We start from the raw sequence: 23,135 nt of genomic DNA, 5'->3' as shown, positions 1-23,135 counted from the left end.
GTCCCGAGTGGACGGGACAACGGTCCCTGGTGTCTGGGTCCGCTGCACGAACAGACTCGCCCAGCACCGTCCGGCCAGCCACCGACAGGAGTTCCACCATGCCGCAGAGGTGTGCCGTCGTCATGCCCGACAGCACCCGCCCACCGGGCCGGGGTCCCACCGCAGCCACCGGGTCCACCTCGGACGTCCCGTCGCACCGCGCCGGTCGGTGCCACCCATGACCCGACCGGTACAGGCGATCCTCGTCCAACACGCGGTCGCACTGCTGCGCCCCCTCACCGACGCGGCCGGCGACACCCAGGCCCGCGACCGGCTGTTGCGCGGCATGGGCTGGGACCTCTCCGCCCTCGCCGGCTTCGACCTTCCCGCGTTCGTCGACGCCCTGGTCCGCTGCCGGGACACCGTGGCCCGGGTCGCCGCCCGGATCGACGCGGGCCTCGACGACCTCGGTGATGCGGCGTGGTGTCTCACCGAGATCCGGACCGCCGTCACGGCCGTCGTGGACCTGTTCGACGGCTGGCGGCCCCCACCCGCCCCGGGTGCGCCGGGCCGACCCGCTCCCCCACACCAGGACGCCGACCCGTACCGGCTCTTCCTCACCGACCTGTTCAGCTACCTGCTCGACGCGCACCTGGCGCTCTACGCCCCGAACCTGCGGGTCGCGCTCGACGTGCTCGGTGTGCGCCGGCTGGTCACCGCCACGGCGCCCGTCACGATCGGCGGAAGGCAGGCCCGGGACCGGCGGGAACGGCCCTACTTCACGGTCGACCCGGTGGGCCGGCTGCTGGTCGACCCGGTGGGTGTGCTCCGGGACCGGTTGTTCGGACCCGAGGGCCCACCCACGCTGCCCGCCGAGATCGCCGACGCCCTCGGCGAACCGCTGGTTCGGTGGCTGACCGGCGTCGGCGTGCCTGCCTCGTACGGCACCCCGGGCGTCGACGCGGCCGAGTCCGGGCTCAGCCCGGCGCAGCGCGACGCCGCCCGGCGCCTGCTGCACCTGTCCTGGTCGGCGCCGGTCGGCGCACCCGACGAGACGGGCACCGACCCGGTCGGTGACCCGCTGGGACAGGCCACCCTGCACCTGGCCGCCGGACTGGCCCGGGACACCACGCAGGATGCGCTCGACCCGCCGCTGGCCCTCGTGCTCGCACCCCAGGGAACCCTCGACGCCACGGTCGAGTACGGCCAGTGGACCCTGCAGAGTCGACTCACCGGCCTGGTCACCCCGGTCGTGGTCACCCGGGACGGCGTGCGGTTCCGGCCCGCCGACGGGTCCACCCCGCCCGCCGGGGCCGAGCTGACCGGCTCGGTCGAGCTGCGGTACGCCAGCCCCACCCCCGGCGAGCCGGCCCTGCGCCTCGGTGCCCCGGACGCGACCCGACTGGAGGTCGACCAGCTTCGATTCACCGCGCAGGGCCGGCTCACCGCCACCGGACCCACCGGTGACCTCGTCCTCAGCCTGGACGGCGCCCGCCTGCTGATCGCACCAGGCGACGACGGGTTCCTCGCCGCGGTCCTGCCGCCCTACCCGATCCGGATCGACCTGGACGCCGGGCTGCGCTGGTCACCGGAGCACGGCCTGACCCTCACCGCCGGTGGTGGGCTGGAGCTGGCCCTGCCGGTCGGTGCCAGCTTCGGCCCGCTGCACGTGGAGCACGTCACCGCCGGGGTGCGGGCCGGCAGCACCGGGCTGCCCGGCGGCGGCGCCACCGGCCCCGTCTCCACCGCCGGGGCCGAGGTGCGGTTGACCACCGACCTCACGGTACGGCTCGGACCGGTCACCGCCTCGGCCACCGGTCTCGGGGTGCGGGCTGCGCTGACCCCCGCCGACGGTGCCGGCAGCCTCGGCCCGATCGACGTGGACCTGGCGTTCCTGCGGCCGTCCGGGATCGGGATCGCGGTCGACGCCGGAATCGTCACCGGCGGCGGGTTCCTGCTCGCCCAGGACGACGGCCGGTACGGCGGCGTCGTCCAGCTCAACTTCCTCGACCAGGCGCTGTCCGCGGTCGGTCTGCTCGACACCCGGATGCCGGACGGCTCCCCCGGCTTCTCCCTGCTCGTCCTCATCTCGGTGCGGTTTCCCCCGGTCCAGCTCGGGTTCGGTTTCGCGCTCACCGGGGTCGGCGGTCTGATCGGGGTCAACCGGGCGGTCCGGGCACAGGCGATGCGTGACGGGCTCGCCGACGGCGGGCTGGACGGCCTGCTCTTCCCCGCCGACCCGATCGGCAACGCCCCCCGCCTGATCCGGGACCTCGACCGGTTCTTCCCCACCACCGTCGGCCAGCACGTGGTCGGGCCGACGGTCGAACTCACCTGGGGCGCGCAGGGCCTGCTCACCGCCCGGCTGGGCCTCTTCGTGCAGTTCCCGACGCCGGTGCGGGTGGTGCTCGCCGGTCAACTACGGATCGCGCTGCCGCCCGGGCGCACCGAACCGGTGGCGCTGATCCAGGTGGATCTGGTGGGTACGCTCGACTTCGGCCAGCGGACGGTGGCGATCGACGGGGTGCTGCGCGACTCCCGGCTGGCCGGGTTCACCCTCACCGGGCGGATGGCCGTCCGCGCCAACTGGGGAGACCGACCGTCCTTCCTGGTCTCGATCGGCGGGTTCCACCCGCGTTATCCGCAGCCGGACACCGTGCCGGTGCTGTCCCGGCTGACCCTGTCGCTGGGCGACGGCAACCCCCGGCTGCGGCTGGCGTCGTACCTGGCGATCACCTCGAACACCGTCCAGTTCGGGGCCCGCCTCGACCTGTATGCCGGGATCTCGGTGCCGCTCGTCGGGACCTTCGCCATCGCCGCGGTGCTCAGCTTCGACGCGCTGATCGTGCTCGAACCGCTCTCCTTCGCCATCGACATCTACGCGATGGTCGCGCTCACCTGGAACGGTGACCCGGTCCTCGCGGTGGAACTCGCCGGCAGCCTTACCGGGCCCCGCCCCTGGCGGGCGGTGGGACGGGCCAGTTTCACCTTCCTCGGCCGGCACTCCATCCGCTTCGACGTCACCGTCGGCAGACGCGCCGTCAATCCCCCGCCGCTGCGGGTGAACCTCGCGGAGCGGATCCGCGCGGCCCTGGCCGATCCGGCGAACTGGACGGCCGAGCCCCCCACCGGGACCGGGCCGCTTGTCACCCTCGCCGAGTCGGCCATTGCCGGCACCGAGGTCCTGGTGCACCCGCTCGGGTCGCTGACGGTCCGGCAGAAGGTGGCCCCGCTGGAGGTGACCGTCGACCGGTACGGCACGGCGGCCCTCGCCGGAGACGTACGGCGGTTCACTCTCGGCGCCGTCACCCTCGACGGTGTCCCGGCCCGGTCGACGCCGGTCGACGACCTGTTCCCCCCGGCGGAGTACCTCGACCTGGACGACATGGAGAAGCTGTCCGCGCCCTCGTTCGAGCGGTGGCCGTCCGGCTTCCGCGTCGACGACTCGGCGCTGACCCTGCCCCCGGAGCCGGCCTGGCGCCTGGTCGCCGCCCGGACCGAGGACGAGGTGGTGACCCGTACTCCCGACAGCGGCAGCACCGGGCAGACCGTGACCCGGCCGATCCCGGACGACCGGATGAAGGTGCAGGCCGGGGCCGGCGCGGCGGCCGTCAACGGAGCCGGCGCGCAGGGCGTCCGAGCGTTCGCCGGACCCGCCGGCGACATCAGCCTGGCCGAGCCGCTGTACGCGGTGGTCACCGCCACCCCGCCCACCGACGGCGCGCTGGCGGTGCTCACCCCGGCCCGACCACCGGCCCGGTTCGCCCAAGCCCGGGAGGCGCTCGCCGCCCAGGGGGCCGGCGGGGTCCGCAAGCTCATCGAAAACGACGACGTCCCCCGGGAGTGACCGTGTCCTCGACCTACCATTTCCTGCCCTGGGCCAGGGAGGGCCTGGCCAACCGGCTCCGCGCGCCGGGCCCCCGTGAGGACCCGCGCCGCGGCCACGTCACCGTCACCGCGACCCTGAACGAGGAGTCCCTCGGCGACATCGCCGTCGCCACCCTCGGCCCCGGCGACGTCACGGGGCTCGCCCCGCACCAGATCCTCCGCACCGACCCGCCGCCCGACACCCTCGGCTTCGAGCCGGATCACTACCCCACCCTGGACCTCGACTCGCCGACCCTGCCCTGGCTGTTCACCCCGCTGCCCCCGACCGGCGACCGGCTCCCGCCGTGGCTCTGCCTGGTGGCGGTCCGCCAACAGCCCGGAGTCCGGCTGCGCACGGACGGGGTGCGCAACACCACCGTGCTGGAGATCCGCGCGCCCGCCGACGCCCGGCGGGAACTACCCGACCTCACCCACTCCTGGGCCTGGGCGCACGTGCAATTGGTCGGCGCCCTCGCCACCGGCGAGTCCGCCGCCCAGGTGCTGCGCCAGGCGCCGGAGCGGACCGTCTCCCGGCTGATCTGCCCCACCCCGCTACGACCCGACGCCCGCTACCACGCCTGCCTCGTGCCGACCTTCGCCATCGGCCGGGCGGCCGGGCTGAACCTGCCGCTGCCCGAGGGGACCGGACCGGCCTGGCACGCCACCGACCAGGAGGTGACCCTGCCGGTCTACCACCACTGGGAGTTCAGCACCGGCACCGGTCACAGCTTCGCCGACCTGGTCCGGGCGCTGCGGTTCCGATCGGCTCCCGAGGGTGTCGGCCGGCGCCCCTTCGACCTGGCCGGCAGCGGGCTCACCGCCCCGACCGGGGCGGCGCCGCTGCCCCCGTTCGACGGCGCGCTGGTACGCCCCGGCAGCGGCCACACCGCCCCACCGGACTGGGTACGGCAGGCCCTCGCTCCGCTCGTCGGCACCGGGTCGGGCAGCGCCGCACCCCTGTACGGCGGCGAGCACGTCGACCGGCGGACGGTATCGGTCGGCGACACCGGCTGGCTGGCCGAACTGAACCTCGACCCCCGGTACCGGGGCGTCGCGGGGCTGGCCGCCGCGGTCGTCCGGGACCGTCAGGAGGACCTGGTCGCGGCGGCCTGGCAGCAGGCCGGCGACGTCGGGCCGGTCAACCGGCTGCTGGCCACCAGCGACGTGGCGAACACCGTCAACGGCAGTCTGCACGCCCGCCGGCTCACCGGCCTGCCGGCCGACGGGCTGACCCTGACCCAACTGGCGGCGCCGCTGGGACGCACCGCCGGGGCAGCGGTGGTGACCACGACCGCGTACCGGCGGGTCAGCCGGCGGCGCGGCCCCATCGCCCGACGGGTCGCCGCACCGGCCCCGGTCACCGTCGCGCCGGCCGACGTGGCAGCCCTGACCCGCGCCCTCGAACCGGCCCGGACCGTCAAGCAGCGGGTGGACAGCCGGCTCAACGGGGCCACCGGTGCCGACCAGCCGGACCGGATCCGGGTGGCACCGACCTTCCCGACCCCGATGGTCGGCGAACTGGCCCGGCTCGCACCGCAGTTCCTGCTGCCCGGCGCGGACCGGATCCCGCCGGACAGCGTGGTCGCGTTGGAGACCAACCCCCGCTTCGTCGCCGCCTTCCTCGCCGGGCTGACCACCGAACTCGCCAGCGAGCTGCGGTGGCGAGATTTTCCCCTGGCCGAACGGGCCACCCTGTTCCGGCATTTCTGGGACCAGCGCGGCCAGGGCGGCGACGGCACTGCCGACGTGCCGCCAATCGACAAGTGGCCGGCCGACCGACGGCTCGACCAGGTGGTCACCGGCGACGCCGCCCGTCTGGTCCTGGCGGTCCGTGGTGAACTGCTGCGCCGTCACCCGCGTACGGCCGTCTACGCGGTCCGCGCCGCCTCACGGACCGCCCCGGCGGACGAGGCCGGCACCGGCAACGTGGCGTACCCGATCTTCGGCGGCACCCTCGGCGCGGACCTGCGCTACTTCGGCTTCGACCTGACCGAGGAGCAGGCGACCGGGCTGACCGACCCCCCGGGCTGGTTCTTCGTCTTCGCCGAACAACCCACCGAGACCCGGTTCGGCCCGCCCCCCACCGGCGACCCCCTCGCCGGCGTCGGGGTGACCGCCGCCGAGGTCGCCCGCCGCACCCTGCGGCTGCCACTGCGGGTGCTGATCCACGCCGCCGACCTGCTCACCGCCGACTGAGGCCGGAGAACGAGACACCATGCCCGACATCACCACCGTGCCCACCGGCACGCCGATCGCCCTGCTGCCGTACCGGATCGAGACCCGGTACCTACCCCGGTCCGGCGGCCAGCCCGGCGCCGACCTGCTGGTCCGGGTCTACCCCGACCAGATCCACTTCGACTCCCACGAGCCGGGGCTGACCCCGGTCGAGACGCAGGCCCGCAAGGAGTTCCTCGCCGCCGGTGGGCGCGATCCCGACCCGGACGCGCCCGACGTGGTCTCCGCGTGGGCCCGGCTCGTCGAACAGTTCGGCGAGACCCGCGCCGCCTGGCTCGCCCGGCGACCCACCGACGGGGAGCCTTTGGGCGACCGTCCGGCCATGTGGTCGCAGCCGGTGCGCGCCCGCGCCCTGCCGGACCGCTTCGTGGTGCTCGGGTACCGCGCCGGCCAGCTGGTGTTCCAGCGTGAGACCGCGCCGATCCCCCGTGACCTCGCGGTCAGCCCGCCGCCGGGCGAGGCCGTCACGCCTGCGCCGCCGCCGGCACCGGATGCCTCCGGGCACCGGCCGGACCCCCTCGACGCGCCGCCGGGCATGACCTGGATGATCGACCCCGCCGAGGGCGAGGCGAACGGCATGCTGCTGCGGGTCCCGCTCAGCCCCACCCAACTGGTCCTGGACCGGCTCGTCGTCCTCGGGGTCCGGGTCGAGGCCCGCCCGGGTGACCCCGACGGCACCGCCGGGGTGCGTGGCGCCGCCGACCTCGCCGCGCTGCTCACCTCGCACCGCTACACCGACGGACTCGCCCTGGTCGCCCAGGGCACCCCGACGAACAACACCGAACGCGGCCCCTCCGGCCTCGACGAGGCGGGCCTCGCCGCCACCACCAGCCGCCGGGAACTCCTCCCCGATGCCGCCGACGACGGCTCCGACGGGGCCCGGCTGGCCGCCGCGCTCGGCGTACCCCGCAAGGTGTTCGGCCGGGTCGAGGGGGCCGAGGGACGGGAGTCGCGCGACGCCCAGGCGATGAACGCCGCCCTCTGGCCCGCCACCTGGGGGTACCTGCTGGAACGGTTCCTGACCACCGTCGGTCCCACCCGGCTGGAGCCGTACCGGCGGCACTTCGTGGACTGGGTCCGGGCCCGGGGCCCCCTGGCCACACTGCGGATCGGCAACCAGCCGTACGGCGTGCTCCCGGTCGTCTCCCTGGACCGCTACCAGGCCGACCCGACCGACCCGACCGGCGCCCGGGTGGCCGACCTCGTCCGCCGCCTGCGCCCGACCTGGCTGGCCGCCCTCACCACCAGCCGACCGGAGACGAAACCGGTGCTGGAGATCCTCAAGCGCCGCCCGGTCTCCGACGGCTACGCCATGCGGGGTGTCTTCGGCGCGCACGAGTGGTTCGACCGGGCCCTCGGCTTCGAGGGGGGACCGGAGGGGCTCGACCGGTCCCAACTGGCCGGGCGGGTCGTCGGTGCCCAGCTCATGCACCAGCGGATCAGCGCGGCGTTGGGGGTGCCGCCGTTCACGGCGTTCGACGCCGTGAAGGCGTTCACCGGCGCGACCCTCCACGACGGGCACCTGCCGACGGTCGCGGCCGACCTGACGGCGCCGACCGTGCCGTGGCTCGCCGCCCTGCGGGCCCGGATGCTGGCCACCCTGCCCGCCGACGTCGAGGCCGGTGGCTGGCCGGGCAAGCCGGCCGACTCGGTGCTGTACCTGCTGCTGCGGCACGCGGCCCGGCTGGTCGCCACCGGTCCGGCCCCGGATGTGCGGGGCTACCCGGCCCGGGGCCACTTCGGCGACCCCGCCGCCGAACCGCCGCCGCTGAACCGGTACGAGGAACTGCTGGCCGCCCTCGACGACCTGGCCACCCGGCCCGCCCGGGTGGTCGATCTGGCCACCCGGGAGTCGCTGGACCTGGCCGGCTTCCGGTTCGATGCCTGGGCCACCTCGGTGGCCACCCGGAGGCTCGCCCGGCTGCGCGCCGACCCGCACGCCGGGCTCGCCCTCGGCGGATACGGCTTCGTCGAGAACCTGACCCCCGGCAGCCAGGACCTCGCCGTACCGGCCGACCAGATCCCGCCGGGTGAGGCGCCCGGCCTGCTGCGCCGCGCCAGCGACGCCGGCTACCTGCACGCGCCGAGCGTGGCCCAGGCGGCGACCGCCGCCGTGCTGCGGGCCGGTCACCTCAACCACGCCGAGGAGGCCGGCGCCACCGGGACCAGCCCCTTCGCCCTCGACCTCTCCTCCCGTCGGGTCCGGCTCGGCACCGCCGTCGTCGAAGGGCTGCGCCAGGGGCAGACCCTGGCGGCGCTGATCGGGTACCGCATCGAACGGGCCCTGCACGACACCGGGCAGGCGGCGGGCATCCCCGCGCTGCGTCGGGCGGTCGCCGCGCTGGCCGGTCAGACCGGTGAGCAGGAGGTGGTCGACGGAGTCGCGCTGCTCACCGCACACACCGCCGGGCAGCTGCGCTGGGGGGTCGGCGGGCTGCCCCCGCTGACCGCCGTCCGACCGGCGATCGAGGTGGCCCGGGAAGCCCTCGACGCGGTCGGTGACCTCTCCGTCGCCGAAGGGCTGCACCACACGTTGCAGGGCAACTACCAGCGGGCCAGCGCGGCGCTGGCGATCGGCAAGGTCGACGGGGTCGCCCCACCGGAGCTGGAGGTGGTCCGTACCCCCCGCACCGGCGCCGGGATCACCCACCGGCTCCTGCTGATGCTGGACGCGCCCCCGCCGGGCACCGGGCCGGGCGGGTGGCAGACCGGCCCCCGGGAAACCGCCGAGCCCGCCCTCGCCGCCTGGGTGGCGGCGGTGCTGGGCCCCGCCGAGCGGGTGGTCGCCGACCTCACCTTCGTCGACCCGGCGACCGGCGCGGCCCTGGCCCCGAACCGCCGGGTCACCCTCGACGACGCGCTGCCGTACCCACTGGACCTGCTCGGGTACGCCGACGACCCGGCCGGGATCGAGAGCCGGCTCGCCTGGCATCACCTGGACCCGGCGCGCCGCCCGACCGACGTCGGACCGGACGCCACCGTGCGGCTCCTGCCGGACCCGGCCGGTCCGCTCAGCGCCGGCCAGGTCTACCTCACCGACCTGCTGGAAGTGGTGCGCTCGATCGCGGCGGTGCTCTCCACCGCCCGTCCGCTGACCCGCACCGACCTGGTCGCCGGTGGCACGGCGGGCGACGAGGACGAGCCGGACGGGGTGCTCCTGGAGGAGTTGCGGCAGCGGGCGACGGTGGCCCACCTGGGCCTGACCACCCTGCGGGCGGCGCTGCGCGACGCCGTCGGGGACATCGAGGACCACGGGCACCCTGAGGGCGTCGCCGACCTGAGCACGGCGGCGGCGCACCTGCTCACCGCCACCGCCTTCGGGGTGCCGAACGTGGTGCCGGTGGCCCGGCACATCCTCGACGCCACCGCAGCGGAGGGTGGGCCCGCGGCCGAGGTGACCGCCGCCGCCGTGTCCACCCTCACCACCCAGGTCCTCGCCGGCTACGCCGAGGTGCGGCGCCGCAGCATGGCGGCGGACGAGATCGCGGCGCGGGCCAGCCGGGCACCGGACTGGGTCGACCTGCTCCGGGCCGTTTTCGGGCCGGGTTTCCTGGTGGTACCCCGGTTCACCCCGGCCGACCCGGGCCAGCTCGCCCGCGCGTTCGCCGGCACCTCGGTCAGCGGCGCGCCGGCCGGTCAGGAGCCGCTGGCCTGGTTCGCCCGGACGGCCCGGATCCGGCCGGCCGTCGCGGCGGTCGAGACCGTCTGCCGGTTCGGTCAGGCGCTGGCGACCGGGTGGGGTCTGGACCTGAGGATCGGTCAGGTGCCCGCGCCGGCCGCCGGGGAACCGGCCCGGCGCTGGGTCGGTCTGCCGCCGCTGGACCCGGCCGACACCGTGCCGACCGGGGTGACCTCGCTCGTCGCGGTCGGCGCCGGCCCGGCCGCCACCGGCTCGCTGGCCGGGCTGCTGCTCGACGAGTGGGGCGAGGTGGTGCCGGCCCGCCGGGAGACGACGGCGGTCGCGTACCACTACGACGCGCCCGGGGCGCAGGCACCGCAGGCCGTGCTGCTGGCCGTCTCGCCCCGGCCGGCCGGCAGCAGCTGGACCCTCGACGACCTGGCCGCGACCGTCAACGAGACCATCGACCTGGTCAAGCTCCGATCCGTGGACCGCACCGACCTCATCCCCGAGCACCTGCTCAGCTCGCTGGCGTACCTGCCGCTGTGGCCGACGACCGCCCCCGGCGCGGTGGAGGTGAGCCGGCTGGCATCGGTGCCGGCGACCTTCGGGGTGCCGAAGGTCGCCGGGCAGCCCCGGATCGGCTCCGTCGTCCTGAAGGGAACGCAGACAGCGCTCGCCGGAATCCGGCAGGGGCGCACCGTGCAGGTCATCGTCACCGGCGAGAACCTGCACATCCCGCAGGAGACCAGCACGTGGAGCGTCGACAAGCCCGGGCTGCGGCTCCGGGTGCTCGCCCAGTCGCCGGACCAGACCGAACTGGAACTGAGCGCGGCCCGCACCGGCACCGACTACCCCGCGGTCGACACGTACGAACTGCGGCTGGTCACCCGGGGTGGCATCGCCACCTGGCTGGTCCGCGTCACCCCCCGGGTCACCATCACCGCCGTCACCCCCGCCGTCGTGCGCCAGGACCAGTACGACGCCACCGTGGTGCTCGAGGTCGACGGCCACCTGCTGCCGACAGTGCCGATCCCGCACAGGGATCCACCGATCACCTTCCGGGTGCTCGGACTCGACCTGCCCGTGACCGGGGTGGTACCGGCCGCCGTGCCGGGCAGGGCGGCGGTGACCCTGCGGGTGCCCGGTCGCCCGAAACCGCCGGTCGAATACAACGACCGCGGCAAACCGATCATCAAGATCAAGCACTGGACGCCGGTGCCCGCGACCCTGGCCGTGCAGGGGGCGTGGGAGCACGACGAGCCGTCGACCGAGGCGTACCACGAGCTCGCCGGGGCCTTCACGTACGAGGTCATGTCCTGGACCAGCGCCGACGTGTGAGCGGGGAGAAGTCATGAGCATGCAGAACGGTTGGGCCCGGCTGGAGCCGACGGTCCGGGAACGGACCGGGGAGGAGGGCCTACAGGCGGGCATCGCCGATCCCCTGTGGTTGCTGACCCGGCAGTGGCAGCTCGGCGAGTTCGCCGCTACGGACGCCGGTACCCCGGTCTGGGCCCGGTTGCGCGGCACGGTCACCGGGCTGACCCGGCTACGTCCCGGGCCACCCCCCACCGGCCCGGGCGCCACGGGGCTGCGGTACGACGTCGGTACCGTGCCCCTGGAGGCCCTGGTCGAGTCCGAACCGGCGGTGGTCGGCACCGAGGGCACCCGGGACCTGGCCTTGCGGGCCGGTGGGTACTTCCTGACCCTGCTGGCCGAGGAATGGGAGGGCACCATGCTGCCCGCCGAGAGCCAGGCCGGCTACGTCGCCGGGCTGCTGGCCACGCATCCCGTCCCCACCGAGGGCCTGCCGGCCGGGGACCGGCTGCTGGCGGCCCGGGTGCCGGACGGGGTGGCGCTCTTCGCCGCCCTCGACTCGGGGCTGCGCCCGCCCGACGGGGGGCGTCCGACGCTGCCCGCGCAGCCGCCCCTGACCAGCGCGGCCGCGCGGCCCGTCCGGGCCGCGGCGTTGCGCTTCCTCGCCTGGTACGACGGGGTGACCGGGCGGGCCCTGCCGGAACTGCCCACCTGGTCGCCGCAGCGGCTGGAGTACCAGGTGTCGCTGGCCGCCCCCGCCGTCGGCGGCGAACCGGAGTTCGTCCTCACCACCGACGAGTACGCCTCCGGCAGCCTGGACTGGTACGCATTCGACCACGTGCCCGGCGGGTCGCTGGGGGCCGTCGCCAGCGACCCCGGTGGGACGGGCCGCCCGTTCCTCGCCTCGGGCATCCCGACCCCGGTCACCTTCCGGGGCATGCCCGCCGCCCGGTGGTGGGAGTTCGAAAACGCGGCGGTCGACTTCGGCAGCGTCCGGGCCGCCGGGGACAGCATCGCCACCATGCTGCTCGTCGAGTACGCCACCGTCTACAGCAACGACTTCTTCCTGTTCCCGGTGGCGATGGAGGTCGGCTCGGTGTGCCGGGTCTCCTCGCTCGTCGTGCACGACACCTTCGGGCAGCGGATGCTGGTACCGCCCACCCGGTCGGCGGTGCGGGGCGCCGAGTTCGCCATCTACGAGCACAGCGCGTACGACCCACTCAGTGGCGGCACCGGGCCCCTCTCGCTGCGGGACAGCACCTTCACCCTGCTGCCCACTCTGGACGACAGCCACGACTCGGCCCCCGTCGAGGAGGTCTGGCTGCTGCGCGACGAGAGCGCCAACCAGGTGTGGGCGGTGGAAGCGACCGCCTGCGGTCCCGACGGACGACCGGTGGACCGGGCGGAACGCCACGCCGCCGGCCACGTCGCCGGCGGCACCGTCACCCCCTCCGCCGACCCGGACCTGCCGCTGCGTTACCGGCTACGGACCGACACCCCGGGCCACTGGTTCCCGCTGGACCCGTCGCCGCAGGCCGCCCAGATGCTCGACCTCGGGGCGGTCCCGCCGCTGGACGGCACGCCCGCCCCGCTGCCCTGGGGCCGGTTGCTGGCCGAACTCCGCCAGCACCGGCTGCACCGGGAGGAGGTGACCCGGGCCGGCACCCACCTCACCCGCGCCTGGCAGTACGCCCGCTGGACCGACGGCCGCCAACACCTGTGGCTGGGCCGGCGCACCCGGGTCGGCCGCGGCGGCGGTGCCAGCGGCCGGTACCACGACGTGCTCTGGCCCGGCCCGGTCACCGCGCCGGGTCTGCCCGGCGCACCCGAGCCGGGCGGTCCGCCGGCCGCACCGCGACCCGCAGGGCCCGGCCTCCCACCGAACCGACCTCCGGCGGAGCAGTCGTGACCGCCCCCGTCATCGAGGCGGTCGAGGCACTGCGCGCGCGCCCCGACGAACGCTGGCCCTTCGGCCCCACCGCTCTGGCCGGCGAGCAACGCGCCCACCTGGCCGGCTGGCGCAGCTACCGGTCATGGCTGGCGGCCGTCGAGGCGGGCCCGCACCAGCCGCCCTGGCAGCCCCAGGAGGTGGTCCGCCGGATCCGGCTGCTCATCTGCGGCGGCGAACCACCGGAGACCTGGCAGCCGGACGAGCTGATCGCCCACCCGCACCCGTGGGCGCGCACCCCGCTGACCGTCGCCGACGCCCCCCGGGCGGCCCTGAACGGGCTGTACCGCACCGGACGGCTCCAGATCGGGGTCGGACCGACCGGTACGCCCCGGCTCGTCGACACGTACCCGATCTGGTGCCTGCTGGACCAGCGCCTCGGCGAGCCGACCCCGCAGGGTGCGCTGTACGACGGGGCCGCACTGCTCGGCTGGCCGGGGCTGCTGGCCGAGGCGTGGCTCGGCTACGAGCTGCGCCGCCGCGCCGCCGAGCAGGCGGTCCGCGAGGTCGGTGACATATGGGTCGAGGACCCGGCCGACCTGGCCCGCCCCCGGCAGTGGCTGGCCGAGGCGATCGCCGAACGGGCCGGTATCGAGCGGCTGCTCGCGGTGGTCGACGGGCTGAACCTCGCCGCGGCCTGGGATCCGGCCACCCCGGTCAGCACGATGCTGGCCCGCTACTACGACCCGGCCGGTCCGGCCACCACGGACCCGACCGAACGGCACGCACACAACCGGTTCCGCCTGCTGTACGACACGGCCACCCCACCGATCCCCCGCGAGTCCGACCCGGCCCGGCTCGCCGCCGCCCTGCGCCCTCCGGTGATGAGCGCGGCGACGTTCCTGGTGATCCGGCAGCACCTGGGGCGGCACCGGCACGCCTGGACGGTGCCGGACGCCCTTGAGGCGCTGCACGGGACCTGGGGGATGGCCATGCTCACCGAACTCGTCGACCGGTTCGCCGGGGCGCTGCTGGCCGGCGCCGCCGGCGACGGCTGGAGCGCCGGTGACTGGCCGGCCGCACCGGCCGCCCTGGGCCGGTACGGCGGCTGGCACCTGCGCCACGGCGACAGCGACGCCGAACGCCGCTTCGGCGGGCAGATGCGGGCCGCCGGCCCACCGCAGGCCCCGGTGGCCCTGCTCCAACGGGACCTCACCGAACTCGGGTTCACCGTCGCCGAGACCGGGCGGTTCGACGCGTCCACCGAAAGTGCCCTGCGCGAGCTGCAACTCGTGGCCTCCCACCGGGAGGTCACGGCGACCCGCGCCGGGGTCGCCGGAGACTCTCGACGTCCGGCGCACCGGCGGCACCTGGGCCTGCCGCACGGCCGGCTGGACGACGAGACCGCGGGCACCATCGACCTGTGGCGGCGACCCGGCCACCACGGGATGCCCGACGCGACGCGGATCGTCCGGCCCGCGCTGGCCGGGCTGCCCGCCGCCACCGTGCTGTCCCGGACCACCAGGGAGCTGTACCCGTGGGCCACCCTGACGGCGGCCCGGGACGGGACCCCGCTGACCCCGGCGCAGTGGCGGCAGGTCGGCAACGCGCAGAAGGACCTGTGGCGGCGGCGGCTGATGGTGCGGGCCGGGTTCGCCGTCGACGAGGGGGGTGAACCCCCGTACGTGCTGGACGTGGCCGACGGGAACCTGTTCCACCTGGAGGCGGTCACCGAGTTCTACCTGAACCTGAACGACCCCTGGCTGCCCCGCACCGCCGGGGATCAGGTGGGGCGCAACGTGCCCCGCCCACCGGAGGACCCGGGGTACCACCGGGTGGACCTGCTCGACCCGAGCGGGGTCGCCGCGACCCCCCTGCCGCCGCATCCGCCGAACCAGTTCCGGCTGCGCCTCGACGGCGACGCCGATCTGACCGAGGTGTGGCGGACGGACGGCCAGACCCCCGCCACCTCCCACCGGGACCTGCTCTTCCTGGCCGGCACCGCGCCGGCCGCCCAGCGGTGGTTCCGGGTCGCGGCCGTCGAGGCGGCCACCCGGACCGTCACCGTCCACGGCAGCCCGCAGCTGGTCGGCCCGGACCAGTCCTGGCTGCTGCGCCGCCGCCCGCAGATCGTGGTGGTGGACCCGGTCGGCGAACGACCGCACCTGGTCGGCACCGGTGCCCGGCCCGGTGCGGCGGCGAACCAGGTGGTCCTCGACGGCGACGCCGGGCTCACCCTCCTCGTGCTCAACCTCGACACCATCCACCTGCCCGCCGACGTGGCCCGCCCCTCGGGGACGTACCGGATCGTCGGGTGTGACCTGGCGACCCGGACCCTGACCCTCGACGGCGAGCCGGCCCTCGACGGCGAGTCCTCGTCCTGGCAGATCCCGGCCGGCGTCGGCGGACGGTTCGACCCGATCCCGACCGGGTTCCGGCCCGACCGCCGGGGCACCGACCACTACGGTGGGGTGGCCGTCGTCGTGCACGGCGGCCGACAGCACGCGGCGTACTCGTTCACCAGCTTCTCGGCGTGGCGGTACCAGGGCGGCAACCGGTCGGCGATCCGGGGCAACACCCACTACGAGTGCCGGTCCTTCCGGTCCGGTGACGCCTTCAAGAACTACTCGTTGAAGGTGGTCACCGCCGGGGAGGACGACCACGTCGCCCACGGCCGCTACTACCTGGACGACATCAGCAACCCCCGGCCGTTGCCCGGTGCCCCCCAGACCTGGCAGCCGTTCCCGCCGCTGCTGCACGTGGCCGACGACCTCGACGGCAAGGTCTACATCCGGTTCCACGACGGGCACACCAACACCGGGGACGACGTGGCGGCCAGCACCGGGTCGGCGGGGTGCATCGTCTCTCCCGCCTACTTCGAACTCCGAGGGACTCTGATCGGGCTGCACCAGCAGGAGCGGGCCCTGCTGGGGCTGGCCCCCGACCCGCCGCTGGCCGACCTGGCCCCACTGGGGCGCGCCGACTCCCGGGCCCTGTGGACCCGCAGCAGCACCAACCCGGTGACCCCGCCGCCGCCGCATCTCTCCGCAGCCCAGTGGGAGAACAAGATCGCCGCCCGGCTGTGGCTGGTGCGCCCGGACGAACGCCCCGCCGGGCCGGGCGCGCCGTGAGCCGCCGGCCCCTTCCCCGACGTCCATCACCACCAGGGCCGCTACCGGCCGAGGGAGCACCATGAGCACCGAAACCGCCGACCCGGTCGCCGCCGTCCTCGCCACGGCGGTGCGGACGCTACCGGAGCAGGGCCGCCGCTGGCCGGGTGGCCCGGTCACCCTCGGCGGCGAGTACAAGGCCTTCAGCCCCGACCTGGAGCAGTACCTGGACTGGGTGGCCGAGGTCGAGTCGAGGATCCGCGACAGCGGCGAGACGGCGCAGCGCATCCGCATGCTGCACTACGGTCGGCACGGCAGCTTCCCGGCCTTCGACACCATCCTCAACTCCCACTCGTCGCGACTGCACGCACCACTGTCCTGGGAGCACGCGTCGCAGGAGACCCTCGACGGTCTGGTCGGCGCCGGCTCGGTGAGTACCTGGCACGGCGAACTCGGCACCCGACCCCGCCCCGCGGTGGAGTTGTCCCACGTCTGGGTCTGCGCCGACGCGGCCCTCAACGGGCTGGCGACAGCCGCAGTAGCCCTCTCCGTCCGGACCGATCCGTACGGCGCGATGAGCTGGACCGGCGACCTCGCCTCCTGGTGGCGGGGGTACAACCGGGCTCGGAAGAAGGCGAAGGATGAGGCCAGGAGGGCGGGGCGGGAGTGGACCGAACCGACGGACCCGGCCTCCCTGGCGGTACCGCTCGGCTGGCTGGACGCCGCCGCCGGCAACTGCGCCACCGACGACATGCTCGGCGACATGGACGGCATCCTGCTCATGCCCGAATTCGAGGCGCTCGACCCGAGCCTTTCCACCCCACTGACCGACCTACTGCGCGGCTACTACGGCCCCAGCCCGGCCGCCACCGGCACCGCACCCGACCGGCGGGTGCTGCACTCCGACAACCGCTTCCACCTCTTCGTCCGGCGGGCCCGCCCGGCGATCCCGCACACCTACGACGTGACCACCGGCACCGTCACCCTGACCGAGTATGCCGAGATCACGATCGCCGCGCACGTGCGCAGTGCTGCCGAGGCGCTGCAGTTGGCCGGCAGGGAGTTCTTCGACGACGGCCTCGCCAGCCCATGGGGTAAGGCGATGATGGACGTGATCGCCATCCGGTTCGCACAGTTCCTGCGCGACGGGCTCGCCGCCGACGGCTGGACCATCGGCTCGTGGCCGGTGGCCCCCCGGGCGCTCGACACCTACGGCGCGCATCCGCTGCGGCTCGGCGACAGCGACGCAGACGGCCGGTACGGCGGCATCGCCCACGGCGAACCCGGGACCCACGTGCGCCTCCTCCAGCAGCACCTCACCCAACTCGGCTTCCCGACCTCGCCGGACCCGGTCGGGAGCTTCGGTCCGCGCACCGCGTCGGCGCTGCGCGAGTTCCAGATCTCGGCCCGGTTCGCGCGGGTCCACAAGCTCCGGCTCGACGAGGCCGGCAACCCGGTGGACCCCGCCGTGCTACCGGCGGTGCGCCGCTACCACGGTCGGATCAACGGGTGCCTGAACCCGGACACCGCCACCCTGCTGAAGACCTGGCTCACCCCCGACGCGAAGGGCCTCCAGACCCGCAACGCCGCCACCGTCGACGCGTACCGGATGCAGGCAGACGTGCCCGGCGAGGTCGTCACAGCGAACCTCTGGCACCCGGCCGACGAAACCGACCCGACCCTCGGCGTGTACGCCACCGACCACCTGGAACGTCATCCGATCCCGGCGGCCCGGCGGCTGCCGGGCGGGCCCGGCCGGGTTGCGCTCGGGCGGTACGCCGCACCAGATCCGGGCACCGGCACACCCGGCGGTCCCGTGGTGGCCGGCGCCGCGCTCTGGCCGGAGGCGGCGCTCACCCCGCAGTCACTGATCCCGCCGGAGTACAACGACACACCGCCGCTGCCGCGGGCCGATCTGAGCACGTACCGGGTGATCCGGGCGGTGGCCGAGGCCGGCGGGGGGACGCACTTCGACGCAGTCGACGCCAGCGGCGCCGACCGGTTACGGCTGGGACCGCTGCGCTGGTCGCTCGGCGTCGACGGCTTCGGCGACCTGGCCGCCCTGCTCGCCTACTACCAGTTCATCGACCCCACGGGCTACCGGCGCGACCTCGGCCGGTACGGAATCTGGCCGGCGCAGCCGTGGTGGGCGCGCGATGTCTGGTCGGACGGTGCGGCCGGCCACCACGCCCGCGAGGCGGGCCGACTCGCCCTGTACGGGCTGCGGGACGCCGAGGGCCGGGTGCACCCGCACGACCTGCTGCCGCTGGGCCCCACCGACGGCGAGGTCTTCGACCACCTGCAGGGGTGGCACGCGGTGCACCGCCTGGTGATGACGCTGCGCACCACCGACGGGCTGCGTCGGGCGATGTGGCGGTTCGCCGTCCGACGGATCAACCGGCTGCGGCAGCGGAGCTGGCGCTACCCGGGCAGCAGCACACCGACCGGCCCGTTGGTGCGCCACGGGACGGACTCGTCCCGGGACGCCACCCTCGGCGAGGTCTTCACCAGCGAGCAGGCGGTGGCGGCGCTGCTGCGGTGGCACACCGTGCTACCGGAGCAGGTGCTGGGCGAGCACGGGGCCGCAGACGGGCTCCGGGCGGTCTTCCATACGGTGTACGGCCCCGGGCCGCGCCTGCTGGACCCGCGCACCGGCCCCGAGGCGGACTGGGCCCAGGCAGCCCTCACGGCCGCTCTCGTCGATCTCGCTCCGGCGGACCCGCCCGGGTTCGGTGCCAGCGTGGCCGTGGCGGCGGGCTACGCCGGTCTCTCGCCGGTCGCCGGCTCCTTTCAGCTCGCGCTCCTCTGGCCTCCGGACACCGACGAGTACACGCCCGACGCCGCTGCGGGCGGGGCGACCGGGCACTGACCCGGACCTCGCCGCCCGTCCGGCATCCGGACGGGCGGTCGGGGCGGTGCCGTCCGTGATCCGCAGAGCGGCTGGGTGGGCCGCCCACGCCGGAGCCGTCCGTCTCAGCGCCGGCCGAGGCCGTGTTCCCGGGCCCGCACGATGGCCTGGGCCCGGTCGCCGACACCGATCTTGACCAGGATGTTGGACAGGTGGTTGCGCACGGTCTTCGGGCTGAGCGCGAGCCGGTGCGCGATGGTCGCGTTGTCCAGCCCCTGCGCCACGTGGTCGAGGATCTCCCGTTCCCGGTCGGTGAGCTGCGGGAAAGGCACCGGGTCGGCGCCCCGGACGAAGAAGCCGACCGCGCGGGCGCCGATCTCCGGACCGAGCAGCAACTCGCCGTTGGCCACCGCCCGGACACCCCGCTCCACCTGCTGCGGGGCCGCCCCCTTGAGCAGGTACCCCGACGCGCCGGCCCGCAGCGCCCCGAACAGCGAGTCGTCGTCGTCGAACATCGTGACCACCAGCACGGCGACCTCGGGATGCCGGGCCCGGATCAACCGGGTGGCCTCCACCCCGGAGCGATCCCCCAAATGCAGGTCCATCAGGACGACGTCCGGGAGATGACCGGCGACAAGGTCCAGCGCCGAGTCCACGTCGACCGCCTCACCGACGCACTCGATGCCGATCAGGGTGCCGAGCAGCGCGGTCATGCCGAGCCGGAACACCGGATGGTCGTCCACGACGGCGACCCGGATCGGTCGCTCCGGCTGCTCCCGGCTCACCGGAGGCTCCCGGGCAGCAGCAGCCGCACACGGGTACCCGGGCGGACCGGCCGGGCGTACAGGGGACCGATGCTCAGGTCCGCGCTGATCCCCTCCGCCCGCTCCTGCATGGAGCGGGTGCCGACCCCCACCGCCGCCCCGGGCGCAATGCCCCTGCCCTCGTCCACCACAGACACCTCCAACCCCTCCGGCCCGTTCGTCACCTCGACCGTGCAGGAGTCCACATCGGCGTGCCGGTGTACGTTGCGGACCGCCTCGGCCACGATGCCGTACACCGCCGTCGCCACCGGCTCGGGGAGGTTCACCTCCGGTGAGCGGACCCGCAGGAGCAGCCCCGCGTCGGCGTAGCGCTGCCGTAACCGCTCCAGCGCCGGCCGCAACGCGCCGTCGTCGAGCAACGGGGGCAACAGGTCCCTGGCGTTGTCACGCACCGCCACCGTCTGCCGGTCGACCTCGGCGACCAGCCGTTCCAGCAGATCGTCGGCCGCCGCGACCGCCGGCAGGTGCCGGTGCGGACGCAGCATGTTGCGTCCAGCGGCGAGCCCCAGCGACACCCCGCTCAGCACCGGCCCCAGGTCGTCGTGCAGGTCCCGACGCAGCTTGCGGCGCTCCTCGTCGCGACCCCTGGCCAGTTGCAGCCGCGACCGCTGCAGGGCCTGCTGGGCGACCGCCAGTTCGGCGAGCGCCGCCAGCACCGGAGCCAGGTCGGCCAGAACCGAGGCCGCCCGGCCGGCCACCCGCTCCCCGGTACGTGGCCACGCCCGCAGCACCCCCACCGACCGGTCGCCGGCGACCAGGCGGATCGTCAGCGGCGGCACCGTGCCCGACGTCGTCGACCCGTGGGCCCGGCCCGGCCCGGTGGCCGAGGTGGACGGGGTCGGCCCGGTGGCCGAGGTGGACGGGGTCGGCCCGGTGGCCGGCACGGCCGGTCCGGGTCCGGTGGACGGTGGGGACGGACACGCACCGCTCAGCCACTGCGCGGGAAGCCACCCGCCAGGGTTCCCGGTCACCGTGATCGTCACGGTTGCCAGCCCCAACGAGTCCGCGATCCCGTCGGCCACCGCGTCGAGCATCTGCATCCCCCCGTCGACATCACGCAGCCGCTCGGCGACCTGGCGGATCAACGGTTGCCCGCCGTCACCGTGCACCAGCCGGTCCACCCGGCGCTGCACCCACTGGCGAACCGGGTGGAACACCGCCGCCAACGCTGCGGTCGTCAGCACCTCGGGCAGCACCGAGGTGGCCGGCAGCAGGCTGCCGAGCGTCACCACCCCGAGGGCGTACCCGCCGATCAGCAGGCCGGTGGTCAGCGCCCACACCAGGGTCTGCCGGACGGTGTGCGCAAGCCCCCACAGCCGCTGGCGCAGCACCAGCACCAGCACCGACGCCGGGAGGAACGCCTGCGCGGCGAGCATCAGCAGCGGCGCGACCGGAACCCCGCGCGGCAGGACCGGGTCGAGGGTGGACCCCAGCAGGGCCAGCGCGTGCAGCAGGGTGCCGACGGCGAGCCACCCCAGGCCGTGCCGCTGCCATGGGGGAAGGGCACGGCGGCGAGCCAGCACCCCGGCGGTGGCGGCGAAGCCGAGCACCGCGAGAACGGCCGGCAGCCCGGGTCCGAGCGCCACTGCCAGCGTGTCGCGGACCGACCCGACGAGCTCATCCGGTACCCACCCGTACCGCACGGTCGACAGGAACACCTGCGCCGCGACGGCGGCTCCCACGGCGATCCGGACCGACCGGCCCACCGGCCGCACCGGGAGCAGCCACGGCAGCACCACGATCAGGGCCGACCAGGCCGGTACGAACCCGGCCCCGGCAGGGGGTATCTCCGGTGCCCAGAGGTACGGCCAGCGGTGGGCCGAGGCCGCCCACCCGGCGGCCGCCGCCGAAGCCGCGGCACCCACCCCGACCAGCGCGGCGAGCCCGGCCGCCGGGTGCGACCAGCGCAGCAGGGTCAGCCAGGCGACCAGCCCGAAACCGGCGCCGACGGTCAGGTCGACCAGCCACCAGAGCAGGTCCGACCGCCAGGGGGGTGCGGCGACCGTCCCGGCTACCGCCGCGCCAAGGGTGAGCCCGCCGGTGAGGGCGAGCACCAGCCACGCCACGACCGGACGGCCCCGATCGGGGTCGGCCATCGCCATCGCGTCCTCCACAGCCGGGCCGCCGGCCGGGTCCGGTCCGGATCCGGCCGGGTCGGTCACGCCGCACGCATCATGCCTCACCCGTCCGACCTCCCGGCACCGACGATCCACCGTTGCGACACCACCGCGCCCATTCGGTCCCACCGCCGCCCTGCAGCCCCCGGTCACCGTCGGCCCGGCCGGGGCGAGGGTCAGTAGGTCACCCGGACACCCATCTGTCGCCACGTCAGCGGGCCGACCACACCGTCCACGGTGATCCCACGCATTCCCTGATACCACCGCACGCCCGATTCGGTCTTCGCGTCGAACGAGCCGGTCGCCGGCCCACACCGCCGCTCGCCGACGAATCGCTGCACGAAGGCCACGTCCTCGCCGGTGCTGCCCCGACGTACGGTCCGCGAACCGGGCCGGCGACCGGCCGAGGGCGGGGCGGGTGCGGTCGCCGCCCGCAGTGCGGCGAGGGTCTGGGCACCGACCACACCGTCGACGGTGAGCCGCTGCGCCTTCTGGAAGTCGCGGACCCAGGTCTCGGTCCGGGGCCCGAAGTCACCGTCGACGGCGAGGTCGCCGCCGAGCCGGCCCGCGAGGGTCTGTAGTTCCCGCACGTCGCTGCCGGTACTGCCGCGGCGCAGCACCCGGTCGCCGAGTTTCGGGACGACCGCGTCGGCGATCCCCCAGCTCCGGGTACTGGCCTCTAACGCCCGGTCGTGGCTGACACTGACGTGCAGATGCCGGTCGTGGGGGTTGCTGCCGGTGTACCGGGCGGCGGCGAAGTTGCGGGTCCGACTCCAGATGGTCCGGTCGAAGATGACGTACTGGGTCGAGGGATGGACGATGCACCGGCGGACCACCAGCATCGGGTCGATGCCGTCCCGGTCGATGTCCAGGGCGTTGACCGACCCGTTGTCCGCGTCGGGGTTGTGGTCGGACCGGGTGCCCCGGTGCGCGGCGTCACCGATCCAGCCGTCCGAGGTTCGGTCCCGCTTCGGCCAGCGCCGGTCCACCTCGTCGCGCAGTACCCTGAGCGTCGGCGCGAGGTGGTACGCCGCCCGCAACCCTGCCGGGTCCTCCGCAGCGGGCTCCGGCTCCGCCTGGTCCTCGTGGTCGAAGAGGTCGAAGTCGACCGCCTCCCCGACATGACTTTCCGGGTCCTCGTCCTCCAGCAGCGTGCCTGCGACGGGTTCGTGACGTGCGCTCTCCACCGGTTCCTCCCTGTCGGCTCCGGCTGGTGAGTCTGTGCGGGCCACAGACCCAGGCACCAGGGACGACTGTCCCGGGTGACCGGGACGGGATCAGGACCGTGGCGTCGTCCACCGAGCCACCGCGTCGGGCAGGGCGGTGGCTCG

General features: G+C 75.1%; 9 protein-coding genes. 6 read left to right on the top strand and 3 right to left on the bottom strand.

The features are described from left to right. Positions 1 to 217 precede the first annotated feature (217 nt). The 6 genes from EG812_RS05720 to EG812_RS05695 all read left to right on the top strand — a co-directional run bounded on the left by EG812_RS05720 (position 218) and on the right by EG812_RS05695 (position 18,884). Entirely contained in the window at positions 218 to 3,826 is a 3,609-nt protein-coding gene (locus tag EG812_RS05720) for a DUF6603 domain-containing protein (RefSeq protein ID WP_126710952.1), read from the top strand. 2 nt (positions 3,827 to 3,828) lie between these two features. Beyond that, on the top strand, positions 3,829 to 6,042 hold the full coding sequence (locus EG812_RS05715; protein WP_126710951.1) for a hypothetical protein: 2,214 nt from the start codon (positions 3,829 to 3,831) through the stop codon (positions 6,040 to 6,042). Positions 6,043 to 6,061: 19 nt separating this feature from the next. Further along, entirely contained in the window at positions 6,062 to 11,041 is a 4,980-nt protein-coding gene (locus EG812_RS05710; protein WP_126710950.1) for a hypothetical protein, read from the top strand. Between the two features lie 13 nt (positions 11,042 to 11,054). After that, positions 11,055 to 12,926: a hypothetical protein gene (locus EG812_RS05705; RefSeq protein ID WP_126710949.1), complete on the top strand. Its 1,872-nt coding sequence runs from the start codon at positions 11,055 to 11,057 to the stop codon at positions 12,924 to 12,926. Next, positions 12,923 to 16,036, top strand: a complete 3,114-nt coding sequence (locus EG812_RS05700) for a peptidoglycan-binding protein (RefSeq protein WP_126710948.1) — start codon at positions 12,923 to 12,925, stop codon at positions 16,034 to 16,036. Before EG812_RS05705 ends, EG812_RS05700 begins: the two co-directional genes overlap by 4 nt. Positions 16,037 to 16,097: 61 nt before the next feature. Beyond that, positions 16,098 to 18,884 carry a peptidoglycan-binding domain-containing protein gene (locus tag EG812_RS05695; protein WP_126710947.1) on the top strand — a complete coding sequence of 929 codons (2,787 nt, stop codon included), beginning with the start codon at positions 16,098 to 16,100 and terminating at the stop codon, positions 18,882 to 18,884. Positions 18,885 to 18,988: 104 nt separating this feature from the next. Here the strand turns inward: EG812_RS05695 and EG812_RS05690 are convergent, their stop codons facing one another. The 3 genes from EG812_RS05690 to EG812_RS05680 form a co-directional block, all read right to left on the bottom strand. Beyond that, the gene (locus tag EG812_RS05690) at positions 18,989 to 19,648 is read right to left on the bottom strand and encodes a response regulator transcription factor (protein ID WP_126710946.1); all 660 of its coding nucleotides are present in this window, start codon (positions 19,646 to 19,648) and stop codon (positions 18,989 to 18,991) included. Beyond that, positions 19,645 to 21,849, bottom strand: coding sequence for a sensor histidine kinase (locus EG812_RS05685; RefSeq protein WP_126710945.1), 2,205 nt, complete (start codon positions 21,847 to 21,849; stop codon positions 19,645 to 19,647). Before EG812_RS05685 ends, EG812_RS05690 begins: the two co-directional genes overlap by 4 nt. Positions 21,850 to 21,980: 131 nt before the next feature. Next, complete coding sequence (locus EG812_RS05680; protein ID WP_013734103.1) at positions 21,981 to 22,991, bottom strand: peptidoglycan-binding domain-containing protein; 1,011 nt, start codon at positions 22,989 to 22,991, stop codon at positions 21,981 to 21,983. Positions 22,992 to 23,135: the final 144 nt, after the last annotated feature.

Origin of the sequence: Verrucosispora sp. FIM060022 (assembly GCF_003977705.1) — a bacterium.
GTDB classification, from domain to species: Bacteria; Actinomycetota; Actinomycetes; order Mycobacteriales; family Micromonosporaceae; genus Micromonospora; species Micromonospora gifhornensis.
This window is presented reverse-complemented; position numbering and strand designations above follow the sequence as displayed.

Bases quoted from the DNA above. Each gene is read 5' to 3' on its own strand.
- EG812_RS05705 (WP_126710949.1), top strand. From the start codon at position 11,055: ATGAGCATGCAGAACGGTTGGGCCCGGCTGGAGCCGACGGTCCGGGAA.
- EG812_RS05720 (WP_126710952.1), top strand. From the start codon at position 218: ATGACCCGACCGGTACAGGCGATCCTCGTCCAACACGCGGTCGCACTG.
- EG812_RS05710 (WP_126710950.1), top strand. From the start codon at position 6,062: ATGCCCGACATCACCACCGTGCCCACCGGCACGCCGATCGCCCTGCTG.
- EG812_RS05695 (WP_126710947.1), top strand. From the start codon at position 16,098: ATGAGCACCGAAACCGCCGACCCGGTCGCCGCCGTCCTCGCCACGGCG.